Source organism: Flavobacterium hercynium (genome assembly GCF_002217285.1).
GTDB lineage: Bacteria > Bacteroidota > Bacteroidia > Flavobacteriales > Flavobacteriaceae > Flavobacterium > Flavobacterium hercynium.
The window spans coordinates 278635-301690 of the sequence record NZ_MUGW01000002.1 but is presented as its reverse complement, the minus strand read 5'-3'; the positions used below and the strand labels follow the sequence as shown (position 1 = coordinate 301690).

Sequence of the window (23056 nt, the reverse complement as noted above, 5' to 3'; positions counted from 1 at the left end):
CAATTTTATTAAATTATCAACATAACGTTTTTAATTTTGTGTTTGGAATTTGGAATTTAAAATTTGGAATTTAAAATTTGATTTATTCTTCAGTTGCAGGTGCAGCAGCTTCAGTAGCTGGAGCAACTTCTACAGCAGCTTCTTCTGGTGTAGCTTCAGTTTCTTTTTCAGAACCTCTGTCAGAAAGACCGTCGATTACAGCAGCAGTAACTAAAGATAAAATTTTGTCAATTGATTTAGAAGCATCATCATTTGCAGGAATAACGTAATCAACCTCTCTTGGGTCAGAATTCGTATCAACCATTGCGAAAACTGGAATGTTTAATTTTTGTGCTTCTTTTATTGCGATATGTTCAGCTTTGATATCTACTACGAACAATGCAGCTGGTAGTCTAGACATGTCAGCAATTGAACCTAAGTTTTTCTCTAGTTTCGCACGTAGACGATCAACTTGCAAACGCTCTTTTTTAGATAACGTCATGAAAGTACCATCTTTCTTCATTTTATCAATAGAAGACATTTTTTTAACTGCCTTTCTGATAGTTACAAAGTTAGTTAGCATTCCACCAGGCCATCTTTCAGTGATGTAAGGCATGTTTGCAGCTTTTGCTTTTTCAGCAACGATGTCTTTTGCTTGTTTTTTGGTAGCTACGAATAAGATTTTTCTACCTGATGCAGCGATTTTTTTCAAAGCTTCGTTAGCTTCTTCAATTTTTGCTGCAGTTTTATATAGATTGATAATGTGAATACCATTACGCTCCATATAAATGTAAGGGGCCATATTTGGATCCCATTTTCTAGTCATGTGTCCAAAGTGAACACCTGCTTCTAGTAAGTCTTTTACTTCTATTTTGTTTGCCATTTTTGTACTAGTTTACGTTCTGTTGATTAGCAATGTGTTTTGGCTTTAAGCTTTAAGCAATATGCTTTAGGCTTGAAACTTTCGACTTTAAGACTTTCGGCTTTAAGACTTTTAACCCATTTAGATGCTAAACTATTTCCTACCTCGGTAGGAGAGCAACAACAACTGTGTTTTTTAATTTCAATAAATAATTGATAATGTCCTGTACCTGATGTACAAGACAGGTAATATTAACGTTTAGAGAATTGGAATCTCTTACGAGCTTTCTTCTGACCGAATTTCTTACGTTCAACCATTCTTGGATCTCTTGTTAATAAACCTTCTGGTTTTAAGATAGCTCTGTTTTCAGCATTTACTTCACACATTACACGTGCTAATGCCATTCTTACAGCTTCTGCCTGACCAGTTGAACCACCTCCGTAAACGTTTACTTTTACATCAAAGTTGTTTACATTTTCTGTCATAGACATTGGTTGTAAAACTTTGTATTGTAAAGTTGCAGTTGGAAAGTAAGTTGCGAATTCTTTTTTGTTTACAGTGATTTTACCTGTTCCTTCAGAAACATATACACGTGCAACAGCGGTTTTTCTTCTACCGATTTTGTGAATAACTCCCATTACTTAAGATCGTTTAGGTTAACAGTTCTAGGTTTTTGAGCTCCGTGAGTATGCTCGGCACCTACAACAACATTTAGATTTCTAAAAAGTTCAGCTCCTAATTTGTTTTTAGGTAACATTCCTTTTACAGCTTTCTCTACTAATAATGCAGGGTTTTTAGATTGCAATACTTTAGCAGTTAAAGTTCTTTGTCCTCCTGGGTAACCTGTATGACGCATGTAAATTTTGTCATTCATCTTTGTACCTGTAAGGTTAATTTTTTCTGAGTTGATAACAATTACGTTATCTCCACAGTCAACGTGCGGTGTGTAACTTGGTTTGTACTTACCTCTTAAGATCATTGCAACCTTTGAAGCAAGACGACCTAAGTTATGACCTTCAGCATCAACAACAATCCACTCTTTAGTTACAGTGGCTTTGCTAGCTGAAATTGTCTTGTAGCTTAATGCGTCCATAATATTATTTTAATTAAACATTCCATCCCCAATAAAGGGGATGCAAAAGTACAATTAATTATTTTAAAACCAAATACCTTAAAGAATATTTTACAGGCTGAAAATCAGGGTCTCCGTTTTCGATTTAAAAGATATAAAAAAAACCACCTTCACAATTAAGCGAAGATGGTTTAGTATTTAGATATTTTTACTCTTAAACAATAAAAATATTGGCAATGTCAACGACCTGTTTTGTTGTAAGTGGCTCATCATAAGCTTCTGAACCTGCGGATGCTCCAAATAAAGCAGCGGTGTTAAATCCTGCTTGTACTGTAACGCCTTCACCATCATAAACGGCTTGTGTTGCAGACGGCATTCCGGCGCCTCTTTCATCATTAGATATCCAGCCTTTCAATCCGCGTAAGCGTCGCACTTCTGATGCATGACGTGCTTCTACGGAATGAATTTGCAATGCAGCTGTTAATAAATCAGGTGTGCTGATTAAGTTAGCTGCCTGGCCTTTGTAAGCTCTAACACCTGTATCTTCAAATGCTTGTGCCAATGCTAAAAAGGTTGGATAATCACCAAAAGGATCAAATGCTCCGCCTACAGTAAAATCAAAAGTAGGTTTAGGAACAAAGTTCGCACTCATAGTACCACCTAATCCGTTAATTAAGAAAGTAACATGATCGGATTCGTGAGCCGAGATTTGTTGAAAAACTTTTAAATCACGCCCGCCATTTTCAGATGCCGGAATTACACCGGAGTCTAATGCCATTGCATAAAATTCGTTTTCCAGATATTCTAAGGTCAGTGCAAATTGCAAAGCACCAATTGGTGTTGCTGGAGTTGGTTGTATGTCTGCTGCCATCGCTTTGTTGCTAAAAGCCGCTAATCCGAATGGAATTGATGCCATTGCCAGATTTTTTCCTATGTTTCCAAACTGATTAAAACTATCTCTTCGAGAACCAGTGCTTCTCATTAAATTATCATCAGTAAATGTTTCTATAAATTTTAAAATATTCATAATTTCTAAGTTTTAGCTAGTTAAGATTAAGGTAAATAGGTAGCAGTAAATTTTGTAGAAATAAATCCTGCTGCAATAGGTAAAATTTTAGAAGGAAGTTTAGCATCATCCAGTCCGTTAGAAGTATTTACAATATCATCGCCCGCAAAGTCACTTGAATTTGGGTTGATTAAACTTCTAATAGCTGACGCATGTCGTGCTTCTACCGAAACAATTTTACCGGCTAGCAATAAATAATCTGGACTTTTAATCAATCTTCCGGCTCCGTTATAAGCAGCAACGCCTGTGTCTTCCAAAGCTTTTGCAGTAGCCAAAACTTCTGTACGGCTGTTGAAATTTAAAGAACCATAAGAAAATGCCAATGAAGGAAGTAATTGTGTGTTTGGATCAGGAAGTGCTCCGCTTAGAGCAGCTTTGAAAAAATCTCTGTGAATTACTTCGTGATGATACAAGTCGGTTAGCACTTGTTTTTCGATTTCATTGAAAGTCGCATTAAAACTTGAAGCGTTTACCACTTTAGTATAAAAATCGGCTTCTAATTGTTCTAATGCGTAGGCATATGTCAAAACTCCAAAATCTCCGGATCCTAAATCAAAAATACCATTTTTAATTCCGGGTAGGGAGTTGTCTACTATCGGATCGTCATTGTCATTATCGCTGCAGCCAGCCATAACCAAACCAGCTGTAACTAACGTTAAACCACTGAGCTTAAGAAAGCTCCTTCTGCTACTCAATGAAGGCTCAACTTCATGAATTTTAACTTCGTTTTTCATAATTTCTAGTTTTTTTAAATAGGTTATTAACAGTGTATTAAGTTATTAACGATATTTTTGTAAGTACGGTTTTAAAAAAGTCGATTATTTTTAATTTAATTTTAAAAAACGATAAACTTATCGAAGAGGACTTGTGTAATTTTTGTTTTATTCTGAGTAATTCTACTATATTTGTATTAATTACCTAAAAAACATTTTTAAATGAAAGCTAAAGCAACTCTAAAACAAATTGCGAAGGAACTTAATGTTTCTGTATCGACTGTTTCTAAGGCACTTAATGATAGCCCTGAAATTAGTGAGCAAACGAAGGTGAAGATTAAGGAGTATGCCAAACTCAAAAACTACAAGCCCAATGTAATTGGCTTGAATTTAAAAAACCGTAAAACGAAAACAATCGGAGTAATTATACCTAATATATTGAACTCCTTTTTTGCGAAAGTTTTTAGTGGTATAGAAAAAGTGGCTGATAAAAAGGGATATAATGTAATTACCTGCATCTCGAATGAATCTTTAGAAAAAGAAATTCATACGCTTGAAATGTTGAGCAACGGAACAATCGACGGATTTATTCTTTCTGTTTCTGAAGAAGCGCAAAAATTACAAGATTACAGTCATTTCTCTGCGATTATAAACGATGGAACACCAATTGTAATGTTCGACCGAATTGCCGATGAAGTAGAGTGTGATAAAGTAGTGGTAGATGATTTTGATTCTGCTCTAAATTCAACACAGCACTTAATTAATTTAGGTTGTAAAAATATTGCCTTGATATCTTCTGTTGATAATCTAAGTGTTGGTAAATTAAGAGCCGATGGTTATTTGAAAGCATTAAAAGACAATAATATTCCAGTAAACGAAAAAATTATTCTGCGTACTGATTCAGAAGATGATATGAAGAGCAAGATCGAAGCGATTTTTGATCATAAGATTGATGCAATTTTTGCTTTAGATGAAAATGATTCAGTTGCCGCTTTGAGAGTTAGTTTGAAAAAAGGATTTAAAGTTCCGGAAGATATTTCAATCATAGGATTTGCCGATGGAATTTTAGCTTCAAGACGTTTATCACCAAGTTTGACTACGATTAGTCAACACGGAATTGAAATTGGAGAGGTTGCTGCAAAACAACTAATCAAACGTTTAGAAGAATCAGAAGAAGAAACATCAGATTATGAAACGATCGTCATCAAAACAAAATTGAAAGAACGAGAATCTACAAGAAAAGTTTAAATAGTAAAAAACCATTCGCCGCAACGAATGGTTTTTTTTTATGTCTTTCAATTAAAAAGTTTAAGCGGTATAATAATAAGGAGAGGTATTGATAGAAAAAAATCTAAAATCACCAATCTAAAATTTAAAATTAGTGCGCTGAAAGCCAGTCTTTACCTAATCCAATTTCTACATCTAATGGAACACTCATTATAAAAGCATTCTCCATTTCATGTTTAATCATAGGCTGAATTTTTTCGAGTTCATCATTGTGAACATCGAACACAAGCTCATCATGTACCTGAAGCAGCATTCTTGATTTCCAGTTTTCTTCTTTTAGTTTTTTATGAATGTTAATCATCGCAATTTTAATTACATCAGCAGCACTTCCCTGAATTGGAGCGTTTACCGCATTTCGTTCAGCGGCACTTCTTACTACGGCATTTGCTGAATTGATATCCTTTAAATAACGACGACGTCCTAAAACCGTTTGTACATAACCATTTTCGCGTGCAAAATCAACCTGATCCTGCATGTATGATTTCAATTTAGGATATGTTTTGTAGTAAGCATCAATCAAAGCGGCACTTTCGCTTCTGGATAAAGAAGTCTGATTACTCAATCCGAAGGCAGAAACACCATATATAATCCCGAAGTTTACTGTTTTAGCATTGCTTCTTTGTTCGCGTGACACTTCTTCCAAAGGCACATCAAAAACTTTTGCAGCAGTTGCCTTGTGAATATCTTCTCCGTTTTTAAAAGCGGCAATCATATTTTCTTCCCCACTTAAGGCAGCAATGATTCTTAATTCTATTTGCGAGTAATCGGCAGAAATTAACGTATGATTTTCATCGCGGGCAATAAAAGCTTTACGAATCTGACGGCCTCTTTCAGTACGAATCGGAATGTTTTGCAAGTTAGGATTGTTAGAACTTAAACGTCCTGTTGCTGCAACGGTTTGCATATAATCAGTATGAACACGTAATGTTTTTTTATCTACTTGTTCCGGTAATGCCAATATATAGGTACTTTGTAATTTTACCATCTGACGCCAATCTAAAATTTCTTTTACAATCGGGTTGTCATTCGCTAAGTAGGTTAAAACTTCTTCGCCCGTCGCATATTGACCTGTTTTGGTTTTCTTTTGTTTTGCCCCACCAATTTTTAGTTTGTCAAACAAAATATCTCCTAATTGTTTCGGAGAAGCCAGATTGAATTTCTCACCGGCTGTTTCGTATATTTTTTGTTCTAAAGATTTAATTTCAATATCCATTTCTTTTGACATTGCACTTAAAAACTCAACATCTAAGCGAATACCTTCGGTTTCCATGTCTGCTAAAACGCTTACTAATGGAATCTCAATCTCGTCAAATAATTTTTTAGTTTCTGTCTTGTCTAATTCTGTAGTGAAAATTTCTTTCAATTGAAACGTTACATCAGCATCTTCAGCAGCATATTCCTTGATGTCTTCCAATGCTACGTCGCGCATTGTAATTTGGTTTTTACCTTTCTTTCCAATTAAGGTTTCAATTGATTTTGGAGAATATTTTAAATACGTTTCCGCCAAAATATCCATATTATGACGCATATCTGGATTGATCAGATAATGTGCAATCATGGTGTCAAAAAGTTTTCCTTTTACCGAAATTCCGTAATTAGAAAGAATCTTTAGATCGTATTTTAAATTCTGACCTATTTTTTCGATGTCTTGATTTTCAAAGAAAGGTCTGAATTTTTCAATTAAAACCTGAGCTTCTTCCTGACTTTCCGGAAACGGAACATAATATCCTTTTCCTTTTTCATAAGAAAATGAAATACCTACCAATTCAGCATGTAAAGCATCTAAGCCTGTAGTTTCAGTATCAAAACAAACAGAAGTCTGTTTTTGTAAATTTTGTATAAGTAGTTTAATTCCTAAGTCGCCTTCAACAGCTTGGTAAGAATGTGCTGTGTTTTCTAATGTATTGTAGAATGAAGTTCTTTCTGCATCAGCATTTTCGGTTGTAGCACCTCCGCCACCAAACAAGTCAAATTGATCTTCGTTTTTAGGTTGTGGTTTTTTATACAATTTGGGATCAGCTGCTGCGTTTGCCAGCTCGTTTCCGCCTCCAACTTTAAATAAGTTATCAAATTGTTCCGCCATTCGTCTAAATTCCAATTCCTGAAAAATAGCATCTGTTTTTTCGATATCAGGACGCGAAAGTTCGTAGTCATCTTCATTGAAAACAACATCACAATCACATATAATAGTAGCTAATTTTTTAGATAAAATACCTTTCTCTTTATTGGCTTCAATGTTTTCTTTCATTTTACCTTTCAGTAAATGCGTATTGTCAAGAAGGTTTTCCATTGTGCCAAATTCCTTTAGGAATTTTTTAGCAGTAACTTCACCAACTCCGGGTAAACCAGGAATATTATCGACAGCGTCACCCATCATTCCAAGAAAATCGATTACTTGTTCCGGTCTTTCAATTTCAAATTTTGCTAAAACCTCAGGAACACCCCAAATTTCTATACCATTTCCCATTCTGGCTGGTTTGTACATAAATATATTTTCAGAAACCAACTGAGCAAAATCCTTATCCGGTGTTACCATAAAGACTTTGTAGTTTTCTTTTTCAGCCTGTTTAGCAATAGTTCCAATTAAATCATCGGCTTCACAACCTTCTATTTCAATAATAGGAATATGCATAGCTCTTAATAAATCCTGAATATACGGAATCGCAATTTTAATTGCTTCCGGCGTAGCATCACGATTGGCTTTATATTCTACAAACATTTCAGTTCTTACATGACTGCCGCCTTTATCAAATGCTACCGCTAAATGGTCTGGTTTTTCACGTTTAATAACATCTAGAAGCGAATTCATGAATCCCATGATTGCAGATGTATCCATTCCTTTTGAGTTAATTCGGGGATTTTTTATGAAGGCATAATACCCACGAAAAATTAATGCATAAGCATCGAGAAGAAAAAGACGTTTTTGAGTTGACATAAAAAAAAATATTAGTCCGTAAAAATAATCAATTGCGTTTTAAAAACTATTCCGTTCGTGAAAATTAATATAGGTAAATTTTAAAATTTGCTTCTGTATTTAAACGAAACAGTAATCTAAATGGTGGTTTGTAATAAGGTGCTGTAAAGACGTCTAAATTTCTTTGCTTTATTGATGTAGATTTGAGTTAAAATTTTGATAATAAAAAGCAATAAAATTTTCATTCTTTGTTACTTTGCTTAAAACTATAACCAATGATCATTCGTTTTATAATTCTTTGTGCTCTTATTCTTTTTATTGAGTTTTATTCGTACCAGGCCTTTCGTACTCTAATTAGATTAAGATGGATTTTGGTTAGTTATCAGATTATAAGTTTATTGCTTTTAGTTTTTATCTTGTATTCTTTCTCACAAGTAGATCGTTCAGTTGGGCAAACAAAACAATTCATGTTTACTACAGGTTTACTGTTGCTGATATACGTTCCTAAAATTGTGATTACATTGGTATTATTCGGTGAAGATGTATTTAGAATAGGAGCGGGTATAGTAAATTATTTTGTTTATAATACTACTGCTTCAAATGCCATTCCGTCAAGGCGAAAATTTATTAGTCAAATCGGATTAGGATTAGCTGCGATACCTTTTTTGTCTATTATTTATGGAATTTTCGAAGGAAAGTATAACTTTAAAGTAATAAAACAAACCATTTTTTTTCCGGATTTGCCAGATGCTTTTGACGGGTTTAAGATCACCCAGATCTCTGATGTGCATAGTGGAAGTTTTGATAATCATGAAAAGATAAATTATGCTATTGATTTGATTAATGAGCAGGAAGCAGATATGATTTTGTTTACCGGTGATATTGTCAATACGCACGCTACTGAAATGCATCCTTGGCTGGATACTTTTAACCGAATTAAAGCGTTTAAATATGGTAAGTTTGCCGTTTTAGGTAATCACGATTATGGTGAATATGTTGTATGGCCATCAGAAAAAGATAAAGAAGAGAATTTTCAGGATATTAAAAAGCTTTACGGTCAAATCGGATTTAAGCTTTTGTTGAATGAACACACCTATATCCAAAAAGGAGCCGATAAAATTGCGCTGATTGGAGTAGAGAATTGGGGACAGAATTTTAAACAGGCAGGAGATCTAAATAAAGCTTCGCAACACGTAGCGCAGCAGGATTTCAAGGTTTTAATGAGCCACGATCCAAGCCACTGGGAATATGAAATAAAAGAACATCCGAAGAACTTCCATCTAACGTTGTCGGGACACACACATGGCATGCAATTTGGGATAGAAATTCCAGGATATTTTAAGTGGAGCCTGGCACAATACATTTATAAACAATGGGCTGGATTGTACGAAAATCTAGGTCGATACGTGTACGTAAATCGTGGTTTTGGATTTCATGCTTACCCTGGAAGAGTAGGAATTATGCCTGAAATAACGGTGATTGAACTAAAAAAAGGCAACAATGTGGCTTAATTCGTTAAAAATGCTACATTTGTAATTATATATATATCTTTATAGATTAAAAAAGAATTAAATTTTTGGTTTTATGTCAAAATTTGGAGAACTTATAAATGCACAAGTTCCGGTGTTAATTGATTTTTACACCGATTGGAACGAATCATCTGTATCTATGCATCCTGTTATTAAGGATGTAGCTGCTGCGCTTGGCGATAAAGCCAAAGTCATTAAAATTGATGTAGATAAAAATCAGGAATTAGCAGAAGCTTTGCGTATTAAAGGGCTTCCTACTTTAATGATCTACAAAGAAGGACAAATGATCTGGAGACAATCCGGAGAGCTGGATGCGAATACGATCATTGGTTTGGTTCAGGATCAGCTTAAAGTATAAAGAAATACTCTTTTTTGTTTTGATAGTATTTAGTGAATACTATCAAAAGCAAAACCTTTCTCTTTTAAAAAATGCAGGGTTTTAGGTAACGCAAATTTTAGATTTTGCGATGCTTTTATGCTGTCATGAAAAACAATCACACTTCCTGATTTTACGTTTTTAATAACGTTTTCAAGGCATTTCTCAGGAGTAATACTCTGATCGAAATCAGCACTTAAAACATCCCACATAATTATCTTATAGCCCAGGTTTCGTAAAACTTTAGATTGCGCTTTTTTTATTTTTCCGTAAGGTGGACGAAATAGCAAGGGTTTTACGTTTTTCTCCTCTGCCAGAATAGCGGCACAATTTTTTACATTCTCAATATAATCATTGTTTTGACTTTTCCATCCATTGAGATGATTCATGGTGTGGTTCCCAATAGAATGTCCTTCTGTTATTACTTTTTTAAATAAAGAATAATTGTCTTTAATGTTTTTTCCAATACAAAAAAAGGTTGCCTTTGCGTCAAATTTCTTTAATTCTGCCAAAACCCAATCTGTAATTTCTGGAGTTGGGCCATCGTCAAAAGTGAGGTATATTTTCTTCTCTTTGTTCGGAATGTCCCAACAATATTTAGAAAATACCCTTTTGATAAAAGAATTTGTTTTTACCCAATAAAAACTCATTTTGGAAATGTTTTAAAGATGTGTAAAAATAAAAAATGTAGCGCTATTTATGCAATAGTGCTACATTTTTTTAATGATTATATTATTCGTATATTATTCTTTTTCGCGCCCAAAGCGTTCAAAAATATTTACATACGTATTAAATGTTGTTTTGTGTTTTTCGTAAAAAGCATCATCCTTGTTTTCTTTCATTACTTGCAATAAACTTCTGTAACGCTCAATATCTGTAATGATATCAATTGCTAAATCCGTTTGATCACCAGCGTTTAAGGTCTTGTAGTAATCTAAGTTCTCTCTAAATTTTCCCACAAGCTTATTTAGTAAGTCCTGAGCTTTTGCTTTTTCACCAACTTTATAGTAGCCATTTGCAAAAGGCTCTATCAAAGAATAGTAGCCATATTTCTCTAAAGGTAATTTTGTTATCGCTAAATTGATAATGTTTTTCGCTTTGTCAATTTTACCTTCTTCAATAAGTTTACTCATTAAACGAGATAGATTCGTACGATACGTGATGCTGTTTCTGCGTGTTTCAGGATCATGATAAATTTTATCACTTTCGCTGTTACCCCAATCCCATTTGGTTACAATATTGTACATTTTATCAGCATCGATTTGTCCCATATCCATAGGTCCTCCATTTTTAGAAGGCGTGTTTTTGATAGGAACCAATTTATACACCATTCCGTCTAATTGTAAGTATGATTTTAACCATAAATAATCTTCATCGTCAAATGCACCTCCACTAAAGTAGATTGGTCTTTTCCAATTGTTGTTTGCTAAGATGTCAAGCATCATTAAACGATTTTTGTAAATCGCACTTCCTTTAATATCAATATCCATGTAAGGAACAATAGAATCATTGTATTTAGGGTCAACAACTTTATTTTTAATAATTAAATCTTTGTCAACTGTAACTCTGATTTTATTCGTTGGATAAAAATGAATCGTTTGTCCATTTTGTAATCCCACAGTTGATTTAGGGTTTTTAATAAAACTAATAAAGTCATTAATATTCCATCTCGTTTCTATTTTAGGAATATGAGCAACATAATCTAATTTGTCTCCTACGAATTCTTCATGAGTAAAAGAAATAGGAAGTGGGTCAGATTCGTATGATTTCGCTTTCATTTGATCGATATACCAATCAGTCATGAAAAGACTTGTATTAACGATTTTTACATCTGTTCTAAAATGCTCAATTTCTTGTGCATACCATAATGGGAAAGTGTCATTGTCTCCAATAGTAAATAGAATAGCATTTTTATCGCAAGAGTCTAAATACGCTTTTGCCATTGCTACAGCCGTGCGTTTGTTAGATCTGTCATGATCATCCCAGTTTTGAGATGCCATTAAAACGGGAGCAGCTAATAAAGTAGCACCGATTATGATTGGTCCTGCAATTTTTGGAGCAATATATTTCTGAATGCTTTCGTATAATGAATAAACTCCAAAGCCAATCCATATTGCAAAAACATAAAACGATCCTACAAGAGCGTAATCTCTTTCACGAGGCTCAAAAGGTCTTTCGTTTAAGTATATTTTTAAAGCAATTCCGGTAAATAAAAACAAAGCTAAAAGAACGTAAAAGCTTTTAAGGTCTTTGTTAGCATGGTACATAAGTCCAATTAAACCAAGAATAAAAGGAAGGAAATAATAAACATTTCTTCCTTTGTTGTTTAAAACATCAGAAGGTAAGTTGTCTTGAGATCCAAGGTGTAAAGAATCCAGCGCTTTAATACCGCTGATCCAGTTTCCATCTAAATTATCGTATTTCCCCTGAACATCGCTTTGGCGTCCAACAAAATTCCACATTAGGTATCTCCAGTACATATATCCGAATTGGTATTCGAACATAAAGCTAAAGTTGTCTGTAGTAGTTGGTTTTTCAATAATTAAATAGTCACCATAACTTCTTAAGAATTTAATATACCCTTCGTTGTCAATATTTTTTTGAGCATAAGCAGTTCTGAATTCAGATACCGTTTTCTCTACTTCATTACGTAGTTGTGCAATAGCCTTGTTGTATTCTTCTTCATCTAATTGACTTGCATCAACTCCATATTTCCCCAAATCATCTTCGTAAGGGTAATTAGGATTTATTCTGAATTTAGGAGGATTTGTAAAGCTGATGTAGTTTTGTATGTGACCAGTATCAGTACTCCACATTCTAGGAAGAAAAGTTTTCTGATTGTCGTCGCTGTTTTGCTCAGCATTTTTATAATTATTGGTAATAATGTATTTACCGGTTTTATAATCTCTCTCGTAGTTAGGATTTTTATCCAGGTAAGGTGTTTTTGCATCTAATCCGGCAAAAACTTCAGTGTATTGAGGCCCGTAAAATAAAGGATTTACACCATACTGCTCACGATTGTAATAAGCTAAAACCTCTGTAGCATCAGATGGTTTGTTTTCGTTGATTACGGTATTAGCATTAGCACGAACCGGAAGCATCATCCAGGTTGAGAAACCAATTAAAATAAATAAAATACAAAGAATGATTGTGTTGTAGAATATTAATCCTTTTTGCTTTGTGAATTTTAATCCAAAATAGAAGAATGCAATAAAAAGTAATCCAACAAAAATAGTTCCTGAGTTAAACGGTAATCCCATGCTGTTTACCATAAAAATTTCGGTTTTACCGAAGAAAGCCATGGTAAGAGGTAATAGTAATTTAAAAATAAACAATAATATCGCAATTACAACAGCATTTGCGATGATGAAATTCTTTATAGTAACTTTTTCGTAATGTTTGAAGTAGTATAGAAAACCAATTGCAGGAATGGTTAATAATGCCATAAAGTGAACACCAAACGACAGACCAACAACAAGCGATATGATCAATAACCATTTGTTACCTCTTGGTGTATCCATGTCTTGTTCCCAACGCAGGCCAAGCCAAAAAAGTAAAGCGATTAATAAAGAAGCCATAGCGTAAACTTCCGCTTCAACAGCATTGAACCAAAAACTGTCTGAGAAAGTATAAGCAAGAGCTCCAACAAAAGAACTTCCTAAAATAACAATAGAGTTATTTTGATTAATTTCAGAAAAACGGGCAATCATCTTTTTCAAAATCATAGACGATGACCAGAACATAAATAAAATTGTAAATGCACTTGAAAACACAGACATCATATTTACCATTAAAGCGATATGCTCCTTGTCTATAGCGAACATTGCAAAGAAAGCACCCATCATTTGGTAAAGTGGTGCTCCAGGAGGGTGTCCAACTTCTAATTTAGCTGCTGTAGCGATGTATTCACCACAATCCCAAAAGCTCATTGTAGGTTCAACAGTTAGTGTATAAGTAGTTAAAGCGATTGCAAATGCAAACCAACCAATAATTGTATTCCATTTATTGAAATTGAATTGTGCCATATTTAGGTGTTAAAATTTTGTATGTTTTCTATTCTACAAAGAAAATGTTTTTTTGTGTAAAGAAACGACCATTAACAAAAAATTCTACAAAACTATTTGTATGGAGTAATGTATTGTTCTTGAATTGTTTGGAGTTTGATTGGTGGTTTTTAGGAAAAGAAATCAAAGAAAAATGAATTTTTTTTATCAAAAAGTTTGTGCGAACTAAAAAAAGTTTTAAATTTGCACTCGCTTAACAGCACTGCTGGTCTATGGTGTAATGGTAACACAACTGTTTTTGGTGCAGTCTTTCAAGGTTCGAGTCCTTGTAGACCAACATAAAGCCTCTCATTCGAGAGGCTTTTTTTATGCGGTAAAGTTAAAGAAGTTCTGGTCTATAAATTTAAGAAAATGAGATTTTTACAGGATCTTTTTTTTAGATGTAACCATCAAACTTTTTAATTGAAACCGCTTTTTCGTTGCGCTTTCAAAAAATTGACACTTATTATGGAACAAAAAATACATCAGGGAAGAAACGTAAAACGTTTTAGAGAAATGCTTGGCATCAAACAAGAGACATTGGCTTTTGATCTGGGAGAAGAATGGGATCAAAAGAAAATTTCTATGCTGGAGCAAAAAGATGTAATTGAGGATAATCTGCTTAAACAAATCTCAGATGTTTTAAAAATTCCTGTTCAAGCGTTTCAGAATTTTAATGAGGAACCAGTAGTGAATTTAATTTCTTGTAATTTCTCTGATAATGCAATGTTTAATAACAGAATTGAAGTTTTTAATAACAATCCGATTGAGGATATCAAAAAACTTCACGAAGAGAAAATTGCTTTATTCGAGCGCATGCTAAAAGAGAAAGATGAAATGATGGCAAGGCTTGAGAAATTAATTAATAAATAGATTCCGAGGTAATTTTTATTCATATCTAAGGCTCAACTGTTTGGTTGAGCTTTTTTTTTGAAATTCAAAGACTTTGTGTAGTTTCTATTCGTCAATTATTTTTATCGAAAATGGGGCAAAGTCAGAGAGATTTGCGCAGCGTAGGAAAGAACACATCGTTGAGCGGGGTATGGATTAGCGCAATCTGTAAAATAAATAATGATTTTTTTATTGTAAGGTTCAATCTGTTTTTAGATGTGTAAAAGGTTGACTCATTGAATTAAGTTAGGAACTAAAAGTCAGATATTGGGATTGAAACTTGAGCTAATTTTAGATGTAAAATATTTTTAAATGCATTTTAGAAATAAAAAATTTGCGTAAACTAAAAAAAGCTTTAAATTTGCACTCGCTTAACAGCACTGCTGGTCTATGGTGTAATGGTAACACAACTGTTTTTGGTGCAGTCTTTCAAGGTTCGAGTCCTTGTAGACCAACATAAAAGCCTCTCATTTGAGAGGCTTTTTTTATGCAATAAATTTAAGTTTTAGATCTGCTTAAATTTTGAAAGTAAGTACAGGTTTGATGGCGTGGTTTACTAAGCCTTCACTTATGCTTCCGTTGAAGAAGTGAGAGAAGCCTGTTCTTCCGTGTGTGCACATTCCAATGATGTCGCTATCGATACTATTTGAAAAGTTTGTAATTCCTTTTTCAATATTAATGTCGTTATAAATATGTGTTGCGTAATTTGTCAGGTTAAAATGAGAGACAAATTCCTTCATTGTTTTTTCAATAGCATGCGTAGGTTTGAAGCTATTTGGTGTGCAAATTGTTACTAAATGTATTTTTGAATTGTAAAGTTTGCTGAATTTTAAAAGCTGTTCGAATGGTTTTTTAGTTTCATCTGAAAAATCGGATGCAAAAACGATATTGGCGGCGCTAAAATCTCCAACGTCATTTTTGATTACTAAAACGGGAATGTCAGAATAACGAACTACTTTTTCGGTATTAGATCCAATTAGTAATTCTTCCATTCCTGAAGAACCATGAGAACCCATTACAATTAAATCTACATCGTAATCTTTACTTACTTGTACGATGCCGTGAATTGGTTTGTCTATTTTTGCTACTAATGTTATCTCGATACCGTCTAAAAATGGTTTTGATGAAACGGCGTCAAGTGTTTCGTTTGCTTTTTTCATAAAAAGCATGGTTTCCGGAATACTTGTTCCTCCTGTAACCGCATCGTTTGATTGATGTGGTAAATCAAGCATGTGTAAGATAATAATTTCGCAATTGTTCTTCTTCGCAATTTGTGCAGCCACTTTTAATGCGTCTTCTGCGTGGTCTGAGAAGTCGGTAGGTACTAAGATTCTTTTCATGTTTTTGGGATTTAATAATATAAATTTCTGTTGTTTTATAGTATTGATAAAGATAGAAAATATTTTTAGAGCAATGTATTTATTTTGATTTATAAAAAAAACACTATATTTGCACCGTTATTTATTAAAATCTAAATAATGAGGGGACTAAGTGTCCCCTCTTTTTATAAAATTATGACATTTAAAGAAAAAGTAAACGAATTAATTACGGAAGCTCTTTTAGAAAAGCCATCAATTTTCTTGATTGATCTGGCTATTTCTGATTCTTTCAAAATTAGTGTAGGTTTAGACGGAGATAATGGAGTAGCCTTGCAGGATTGTATCGATATTAGTCGTGCAATTGAGAATAATCTGGATCGTGAAGAGCAGGATTTTTCTCTTGAAGTGGCATCGGTTGGAGTAGGATCTCCTTTGAAAATGACAAGACAATACGTTAAAAATGTAGGTAGAACATTGATTGTTACTACAAAAACTGAAAAAATTGAAGCAGAATTAGTGGAAGCTAACGATGTTTTTATAATTTTGTCTTGGAAAGCACGAGAACCGAAAAAAGTAGGAAAAGGAAAAGAAACAGTTCAAAAAGAGCAACAAATACCTTATACAGAAATTAAAGAGGCAATTGTTACAGTAACATTTTAATTAAAGAATTCGCATGGAAAATTTAGCATTAATCGATTCATTCTCAGAGTTTAAAGATAATAAACTTATTGATCGTGTAACGCTTATGGCAATTTTAGAGGACGTTTTTAGAAATGCATTGAAGAAAAAATACGGTTCTGATGATAACTTTGACATTATTATAAATCCTGATAAAGGAGATATGGAGATATGGAGAAGAAGAGTAATCGTTGCTGATGAAGATCTGGATTTTGAAAACGAGGAAATTACCTTGACTGAAGCGAGAATGATTGAAGCGGATTTTGAAATTGGTGAAGAAGTTTCTGAAGAGGTAAAATTAATTGATTTAGGAAGAAGAGCTATTTTGGCTTTACGCCAAAACTTAATATCTAAAATTCACGAACACGATAATACAAATCTTTACAAGCAATTTAAAGATATTATTGGTGATATTTATACTGCAGAAGTGCATCACGTTCGTCCTAGAGTAGTTATCCTTGTGGATGATGAAGGAAATGAAATTGTACTTCCAAAAGAAAAACAAATTCCATCTGACTTTTTCCGTAAAGGAGATAACGTTCGTGGAATCATTGAAAGTGTTGAATTAAAAGGAAATAAACCTCAAATTATTATGTCTAGAACTTCTGAAAAGTTCTTAGAGAAATTGTTTGAGCAAGAAATTCCGGAAGTTTTTGACGGTTTAATTATGGTTAAAAACGTAGTACGTATTCCTGGTGAAAAAGCAAAAGTAGCTGTAGATTCATACGATGACAGAATTGATCCTGTTGGAGCATGTGTTGGTATGAAAGGATCTCGTATCCACGGAATCGTTCGTGAGTTAGGAAACGAGAATATTGATGTAATCAATTATACAAACAATATCCAATTGTTTATTACGAGAGCTTTAAGTCCTGCTAAAGTTTCTTCTATCAAAATTGATGAAGAAAACAAAAGAGCTGAAGTTTTCTTGAAATTAGAAGAAGTTTCTAAAGCAATTGGTAGAGGTGGGCATAATATAAAATTAGCGGGTCAGTTAACAGGTTACGAGTTAGATGTCATCAGAGAAGGTGATGTTGCTAGTGGTGAAGATGACGACGTTGAATTAACTGAGTTTTCAGATGAAATTGAAGGCTGGGTAATAGAAGAATTTGCAAAAATTGGTTTAGATACAGCTAGAAGTATCTTAAAGCAAGAAGTAGAAGATTTAGTAAGAAGAACAGATTTAGAAGAGGAAACTATTCTTGATGTTATGAAAATACTAAAAGAAGAGTTTGATAGCTAGTTATCTGCTCTAACAACACAACGAAAAAGGTAATAATAAAAAGGTTATATGTCTGAAGAGAGAGTAATAAGAATAAACAAGGTTTTAAGGGAATTAAATATTTCGTTAGAAAGAGCTGTTGATTATCTAAAAGATAAGGGAATTGCTATTGATGCAAATCCAAATGCGAAAATTTCTGATAGCGAATTTAATATCCTACAAAGCCAATTTGCGGGCGATAAGGGGAATAAGGAAGCTTCTAAAGAGGTAGGAGAAGAGAAAAGAAAAGAAAAAGAGGCATTACGTGTTGAACGTGAGAAAGAAATTGAAGACAAACGCAGACAAGAAGAGGAGCGCCAAAAACAACAAGAAATTATAAAAGCGAAAGCTGTTGTAACAGGTCCTGTTCAAGTAGGTAAAATTGATTTGAATCCTAAAAAGCCTGCAGTCGTTGCGCCTCCAGTTGAGGAGCCGGTTAAAGCGGAAGAACCTAAAGTTGTTGTTACTCCATCTCAAGAAGAAAAACCTGTCCAAAAAGAAGCAGTACAGCCTGAGCAAACAGCTCCTGTAGTTTCTGAGGAAAAAAAGGTTGAAAAACCTGTTGTTGCTGAGAAAAAAGAAGTAAAAGAAGTGAAAGTAGAAGCGCCTAAAACAGCACAGGAGCCAATTGTGTCAACTGATCCTACAACTGCTGAGGAAACGATCACTACACAATATCAAAAATTATCAGGAACTACACTTACTGGGCAAACAATTGATTTATCTCAATTTAATAAGCCTAAGAAAAAGAAAGAAGATCCTAAGATAACGCCAAATAAACCTGGAACTCCGGGTGCGGCAAATAACGCTAATAAAAATAAGCGTAAAAGAATTATTCCTAAACCAGGAACTCCGGGTGCACAAAAACCTGCTACAGGAAATGCTCCGGGAACTCCAAATCCTAATAAGATTACGCCAAATACTGGTGGTGGAGGTTTTAATGCTAATAGAAGTGCAAGACCTGGTTTTGTAAAAGGTAATCGTCCTGCGATTGTGGCTAAAGTTGAGCCTACAGAAGAGGAAGTAAAAAACCAAATTAGAGAAACTCTTGAAAAACTTCAAGGTAAAGGTGGTAAATCAAAAGCTGCTAAATACAGAAGAGATAAAAGAGATACGCACCGTCAGAAATCTGATGAAGAGCAAAGAGCACTTGACGAAGGAAGTAAAACAATTAAAGTTACTGAATTTGTTACTGTAGGTGAAATTGCAATTATGATGGATGTGCCGATTACTAAAGTAATTGGAACTTGTATGTCTCTTGGTATCATGGTTACCATGAACCAACGTTTAGATGCTGAAACATTAACTATTGTAGCTGATGAGTTTGGTTACGAAGTTGAGTTTATTACAGTAGATATCGAAGAGGCTATTGAAGTAGTAGAAGATAAAGAAGAAGATTTAGTTGTTAGAGCGCCGATTGTTACTGTAATGGGTCACGTCGATCACGGTAAAACATCTTTACTGGATTATATCCGTAAAGAAAATGTTATCGCTGGTGAGTCAGGAGGTATTACACAGCACATTGGAGCTTATGGAGTAACTTTAGATAATGGTCAAAAGATTGCTTTCTTAGATACACCGGGTCACGAGGCGTTTACCGCTATGCGTGCGCGTGGAGCTCAGGTAACCGATATTGCTATTATTGTTGTTGCTGCGGATGATGATATCATGCCACAAACAAAAGAGGCAATTTCACACGCACAAGCTGCGGGTGTGCCAATTATATTTGCTATCAATAAAATTGATAAACCAAATGCTAATGTTGAAAAAATCAAAGAGCGTTTGGCAAGTATGAATTTATTAGTTGAAGATTGGGGTGGAAAAATCCAATCACACGATATCTCTGCTAAAGTTGGTACAGGTGTAAAAGAATTATTAGAAAAAGTATTGTTAGAGGCTGAAATCTTAGATTTGAAATCTAATCCTAATAAAGCTGCTCAAGGAACTGTTGTTGAGGCATTTTTAGATAAAGGAAAAGGATACGTTTCTACAATATTAGTTCAACACGGAACTTTAAAAGTAGGAGATTATATGTTGGCTGGTAAGCATCATGGTAAAATTAAAGCTATGCATGATGAACGTGGACATATTGTAAAAGAAGCTGGACCTTCTACTCCGGTATCAGTTCTTGGTTTAGATGGAGCTGCAACTGCGGGTGATAAGTTCAATGTATTTGAAGACGAAAAAGAAGCGAAACAAATTGCATCTAAACGTTCTCAATTAATGCGTGAACAATCAGTACGTACACAAAGACACATTACACTTGATGAAATTGGTCGTCGTATTGCTCTTGGTCAGTTTAAAGAATTGAACGTGATCCTTAAAGGAGACGTTGATGGATCTGTTGAAGCATTATCAGATTCGTTCTCTAAACTTTCTACTGAAGAAATTCAAATTAATATTATCCATAAAGGTGTTGGAGCGATTACTGAAACTGACGTTATGTTGGCTTCTGCTTCTGATGCAATCATTATTGGATTTAACGTTCGTCCTGCTGGAAATGCGAGACAGCTTGCAGATAAAGAAGAAATCGATATCCGTTACTATTCTATTATCTACGCTGCTATCGATGACTTGAAAGATGCAATGGAAGGAATGTTAGCTCCTGAAATGAAAGAAGAAATTTTAGGAACTGCTGAAATTCGTGAGATATTCAAAATTTCTAAAGTGGGTTCAATCGCTGGTTGTATGGTGATGGATGGTAAAATTATGAGAACTTCTAAAATACGAGTTATCAGAGAAGGAGTAGTGGTGCATACAGGTGAGCTTGTGGCATTGAAACGTTTCAAAGATGATGTTAGAGAAGTTTCTAAAGGTTACGATTGTGGTATCCAGATTAAAGGATATAATGACATCGAAGAAAGAGATGTTATTGAAGCGTACCATGAAGTTGCTATTAAAAAGAAATTGAAATAAAATTTCGATATAAATTAAAAAAGTCCCAATGAAAATTGGGACTTTTTTGTTTGTACAATTTAGTTAATGTTTTATGGGGGATTGGTGTTGTTTTAAGCGATTATTTCTTATTTGTATGACTAATGCTAGATTTAGTTTTTTTGACGTTAAGGCATAAAAAAAGCCGCTAATAAAGCGGCTTATGTTTTTATTTACTTGGTTTGATCAAAAACACGCTAGTGTATCTTTTCTTGATGTCTGCTAAATTACGTTCGGCCTCTATTCTTGTTCTGAAATTTCCAACCCATACTTTGTAATTAGGAGTGTTGAAAATGATAGTGCCATCGATGTCAGTATATTCTCTTTTAAAGTCATTCAGCGTCTTTTTTGCTTCTTCGCTCTTTCCGCTGAATATTTGAATTTTATAAGTATCGTTTGTGCTTATCGACGTGTTAATTTTGCGTTTAGTGTTTAAAAGCTGTTCGAATTTAGGGTCTTGATTAACTGTTAAATTTTGATCTTGAGCATTAATGGTATTTGCTAAAGTGACAATGAATAAAGTTAATAAAACGCTCTTGGACGGGGTTAAAATTCTCATAATGTGATGGTTTTTATGCAAAAATAGTATTTAAAATTTATATCAAAAAATTCAATATTATTTAGAATTGATATAAATTGATATTTAAGAGTATTTTAAGGTTTTGAGAATAGTTCATAAGTCGTATTTTTGTGCAAGTTTTAAAAAAAGGTGTTAGGTTTTGCTGTGTTTATTACAGAAAAAATCATACCAAAAATTAGTAGATAATTTTATACTATATGAAAAAGGTGGGTAACCATAATTCGATCTCAAGAAAATTATTCCTTAGCTTATCGCTAACGATGATTTTCTCCCTAAGCTCATTTGCTCAAGAAGCTGCTGCTCCTGCAGCACCTGATGCTGCTGCTCCGGCTGCAACTGCAGGTGGTGATCCAGTAAAAGGGAAAGAACTTTTTAATGCAAATTGCGCTGCATGTCACAAACTAGATGCTAAATCAACAGGTCCTGCTTTAAGAGGAGTTGCTGCAAAGCACGAAATGGCTTGGCTTTACAAGTGGATTCACAATAGTTCTGAGATGATTAAAGCAGGAGATCCTGCTGCAGTTAAATTGTTTGAAGAAAATAATAAGTCAGTAATGACTTCATTTCCTCAATTATCAGAAGGTGATATTGATAATATTATCGCTTATACTTCTGAGCCAAAAGCAGAACCTGCTGCTGGTGCTCCTGGAGCATTGCCAACGGGTGGTGTTCAAGAGGGAAGCGGTATTTCTAATAACATTATATTAGGTGCTCTTGCTCTTGTTATGGCAATTTTAGTTGTTATGTTGTTTATGGTAAACAAAGTATTGACTAAAGTAGCAAGTAATAATGGTATTGTAGTTGCTCCTAAAGAAGCTAGAATTCCAATCTGGAAAGCTTTTGCAAGAAATCAATTCTTAGTACTGGTTACAGCTATATTTTTACTTTTAGCAAGTGGTTACTTTGTGTACGGATTCTTGATGCAAGTTGGTGTAGATCAGAACTATGAGCCAATTCAGCCAATTCACTACTCTCATAAAATACACGCTGGAGACAACGAGATCAATTGTAAATATTGTCACTCTGCTGCTCGTGTAAGTAAAAATGCTGGTATTCCGTCATTAAATGTTTGTATGAACTGTCATAAAAATATTTCTGAAGTTGCTGAAACTACAGCTACTCCAGAGTACAGCAAAGCATTTTACGATGCTCAAATCCAAAAGTTATATGATGCTGTTGGATGGGATAAAGCTAAGCAAGCTTATACAGGAAAAACACAACCTGTAAAATGGGTTCGTATTCATAATTTGCCTGACTTTGTTTATTTCAATCACTCACAACACGTTTCTGTTGCAGGTGTTGAATGTCAAACTTGTCACGGTCCAGTGCAGGAATTTGAAATCATGAAGCAATACTCTCAATTAACAATGGGATGGTGTATTGATTGCCATAGAAAAACTGATGTTAAGATGGAAGGAAATGCATACTATGATAAAATTCATGCTGAACTTTCTAAAAAATACGGTGTAGAAAAATTGACTGCAGCGCAAATGGGAGGTTTAGAATGCGGTAAATGCCACTATTAATCGAATTATTAAGATTTTAATATTTA

Annotated in this window: 18 protein-coding genes and 2 tRNA genes; 10 read left to right on the top strand and 10 right to left on the bottom strand. The window is 34.1% G+C overall.

From position 1 onward, the window contains the following. Positions 1-82: 82 nt before the first annotated feature. The 5 genes from rpsB to B0A66_RS01615 form a co-directional block, all read right to left on the bottom strand. Positions 83-862 carry a 30S ribosomal protein S2 gene (gene rpsB / locus B0A66_RS01635; RefSeq protein WP_089048095.1) on the bottom strand — a complete coding sequence of 260 codons (780 nt, stop codon included), beginning with the start codon at positions 860-862 and terminating at the stop codon, positions 83-85. Between the two features lie 230 nt (positions 863-1092). Then, complete coding sequence (rpsI, locus tag B0A66_RS01630) at positions 1093-1479, bottom strand: 30S ribosomal protein S9 (RefSeq protein WP_007808909.1); 387 nt, start codon at positions 1477-1479, stop codon at positions 1093-1095. Then, entirely contained in the window at positions 1479-1934 is a 456-nt protein-coding gene (rplM, locus tag B0A66_RS01625; RefSeq protein ID WP_026983738.1) for a 50S ribosomal protein L13, read from the bottom strand. Before rplM ends, rpsI begins: the two co-directional genes overlap by 1 nt. 193 nt (positions 1935-2127) lie before the next feature. Then, on the bottom strand, positions 2128-2940 hold the full coding sequence (locus B0A66_RS01620; RefSeq protein ID WP_089048094.1) for a ferritin-like domain-containing protein: 813 nt from the start codon (positions 2938-2940) through the stop codon (positions 2128-2130). Between the two features lie 26 nt (positions 2941-2966). Continuing rightward, positions 2967-3713 (bottom strand): ferritin-like domain-containing protein, encoded by a 747-nt coding sequence (locus B0A66_RS01615; RefSeq protein WP_089048093.1) that lies wholly within the window; start codon positions 3711-3713, stop codon positions 2967-2969. Positions 3714-3914: 201 nt separating this feature from the next. Here B0A66_RS01615 and B0A66_RS01610 point away from each other — a divergent pair, with 201 nt between their 5' ends. After that, positions 3915-4940 carry a LacI family DNA-binding transcriptional regulator gene (locus B0A66_RS01610; RefSeq protein ID WP_089048092.1) on the top strand — a complete coding sequence of 342 codons (1026 nt, stop codon included), beginning with the start codon at positions 3915-3917 and terminating at the stop codon, positions 4938-4940. Between the two features lie 130 nt (positions 4941-5070). Here the strand turns inward: B0A66_RS01610 and polA are convergent, their stop codons facing one another. Further along, entirely contained in the window at positions 5071-7914 is a 2844-nt protein-coding gene (gene polA, locus B0A66_RS01605; protein ID WP_089048091.1) for a DNA polymerase I, read from the bottom strand. A gap of 254 nt (positions 7915-8168) precedes the next feature. Between polA and B0A66_RS01600 the strand changes: the two genes are divergently transcribed. Together B0A66_RS01600 and B0A66_RS01595 are read left to right on the top strand one after the other, a co-directional pair. Next, complete coding sequence (locus B0A66_RS01600) at positions 8169-9404, top strand: metallophosphoesterase (protein ID WP_089048090.1); 1236 nt, start codon at positions 8169-8171, stop codon at positions 9402-9404. Positions 9405-9477: 73 nt separating this feature from the next. Continuing rightward, positions 9478-9780 carry a thioredoxin family protein gene (locus B0A66_RS01595; RefSeq protein ID WP_089048089.1) on the top strand — a complete coding sequence of 101 codons (303 nt, stop codon included), beginning with the start codon at positions 9478-9480 and terminating at the stop codon, positions 9778-9780. Between the two features lie 29 nt (positions 9781-9809). On the opposite strand, the gene B0A66_RS01590 is transcribed toward B0A66_RS01595, so the two are convergent. Next, positions 9810-10448, bottom strand: a complete 639-nt coding sequence (locus tag B0A66_RS01590; RefSeq protein WP_089048088.1) for a polysaccharide deacetylase family protein — start codon at positions 10446-10448, stop codon at positions 9810-9812. A 93-nt stretch (positions 10449-10541) separates the two neighbouring features. Beyond that, positions 10542-13823: a glycosyltransferase family 117 protein gene (locus tag B0A66_RS01585; protein ID WP_089048087.1), complete on the bottom strand. Its 3282-nt coding sequence runs from the start codon at positions 13821-13823 to the stop codon at positions 10542-10544. A gap of 245 nt (positions 13824-14068) precedes the next feature. On the opposite strand from B0A66_RS01585, the gene B0A66_RS01580 reads away from it, so the two are divergent. The 3 genes from B0A66_RS01580 to B0A66_RS01570 all read left to right on the top strand — a co-directional run bounded on the left by B0A66_RS01580 (position 14069) and on the right by B0A66_RS01570 (position 15187). Then, positions 14069-14139 (top strand) — tRNA-Gln (locus B0A66_RS01580). A gap of 170 nt (positions 14140-14309) precedes the next feature. Beyond that, entirely contained in the window at positions 14310-14714 is a 405-nt protein-coding gene (locus B0A66_RS01575) for a helix-turn-helix domain-containing protein (RefSeq protein ID WP_089048086.1), read from the top strand. A gap of 402 nt (positions 14715-15116) precedes the next feature. Further along, positions 15117-15187: transfer RNA gene (locus tag B0A66_RS01570), tRNA-Gln, on the top strand. Between the two features lie 60 nt (positions 15188-15247). Here the strand turns inward: B0A66_RS01570 and B0A66_RS01565 are convergent. Next, complete coding sequence (locus tag B0A66_RS01565) at positions 15248-16072, bottom strand: universal stress protein (protein WP_089048085.1); 825 nt, start codon at positions 16070-16072, stop codon at positions 15248-15250. 174 nt (positions 16073-16246) lie between these two features. On the opposite strand from B0A66_RS01565, the gene rimP reads away from it, so the two are divergent. From rimP to infB, 3 genes are read left to right on the top strand one after another with little or no spacing between them, the layout of a single operon-like run. Continuing rightward, positions 16247-16711, top strand: a complete 465-nt coding sequence (gene rimP, locus B0A66_RS01560; protein ID WP_165766568.1) for a ribosome assembly cofactor RimP — start codon at positions 16247-16249, stop codon at positions 16709-16711. 13 nt (positions 16712-16724) lie between these two features. Beyond that, a complete protein-coding gene (nusA, locus tag B0A66_RS01555) occupies positions 16725-17972 on the top strand; it encodes a transcription termination factor NusA (protein ID WP_089048083.1) in 1248 nt (415 codons plus the stop codon). A gap of 48 nt (positions 17973-18020) precedes the next feature. Further along, on the top strand, positions 18021-20906 hold the full coding sequence (infB, locus tag B0A66_RS01550) for a translation initiation factor IF-2 (protein WP_089048082.1): 2886 nt from the start codon (positions 18021-18023) through the stop codon (positions 20904-20906). 187 nt (positions 20907-21093) lie between these two features. Here infB and B0A66_RS01545 read toward each other — a convergent pair whose 3' ends face one another. Next, positions 21094-21483 (bottom strand): SPOR domain-containing protein, encoded by a 390-nt coding sequence (locus B0A66_RS01545; RefSeq protein WP_089048081.1) that lies wholly within the window; start codon positions 21481-21483, stop codon positions 21094-21096. Positions 21484-21701: 218 nt separating this feature from the next. Between B0A66_RS01545 and B0A66_RS01540 the strand changes: the two genes are divergently transcribed. Beyond that, positions 21702-23030, top strand: a complete 1329-nt coding sequence (locus B0A66_RS01540) for a c-type cytochrome (RefSeq protein WP_089048080.1) — start codon at positions 21702-21704, stop codon at positions 23028-23030. The last annotated feature ends 26 nt before the right edge of the window (positions 23031-23056 follow it).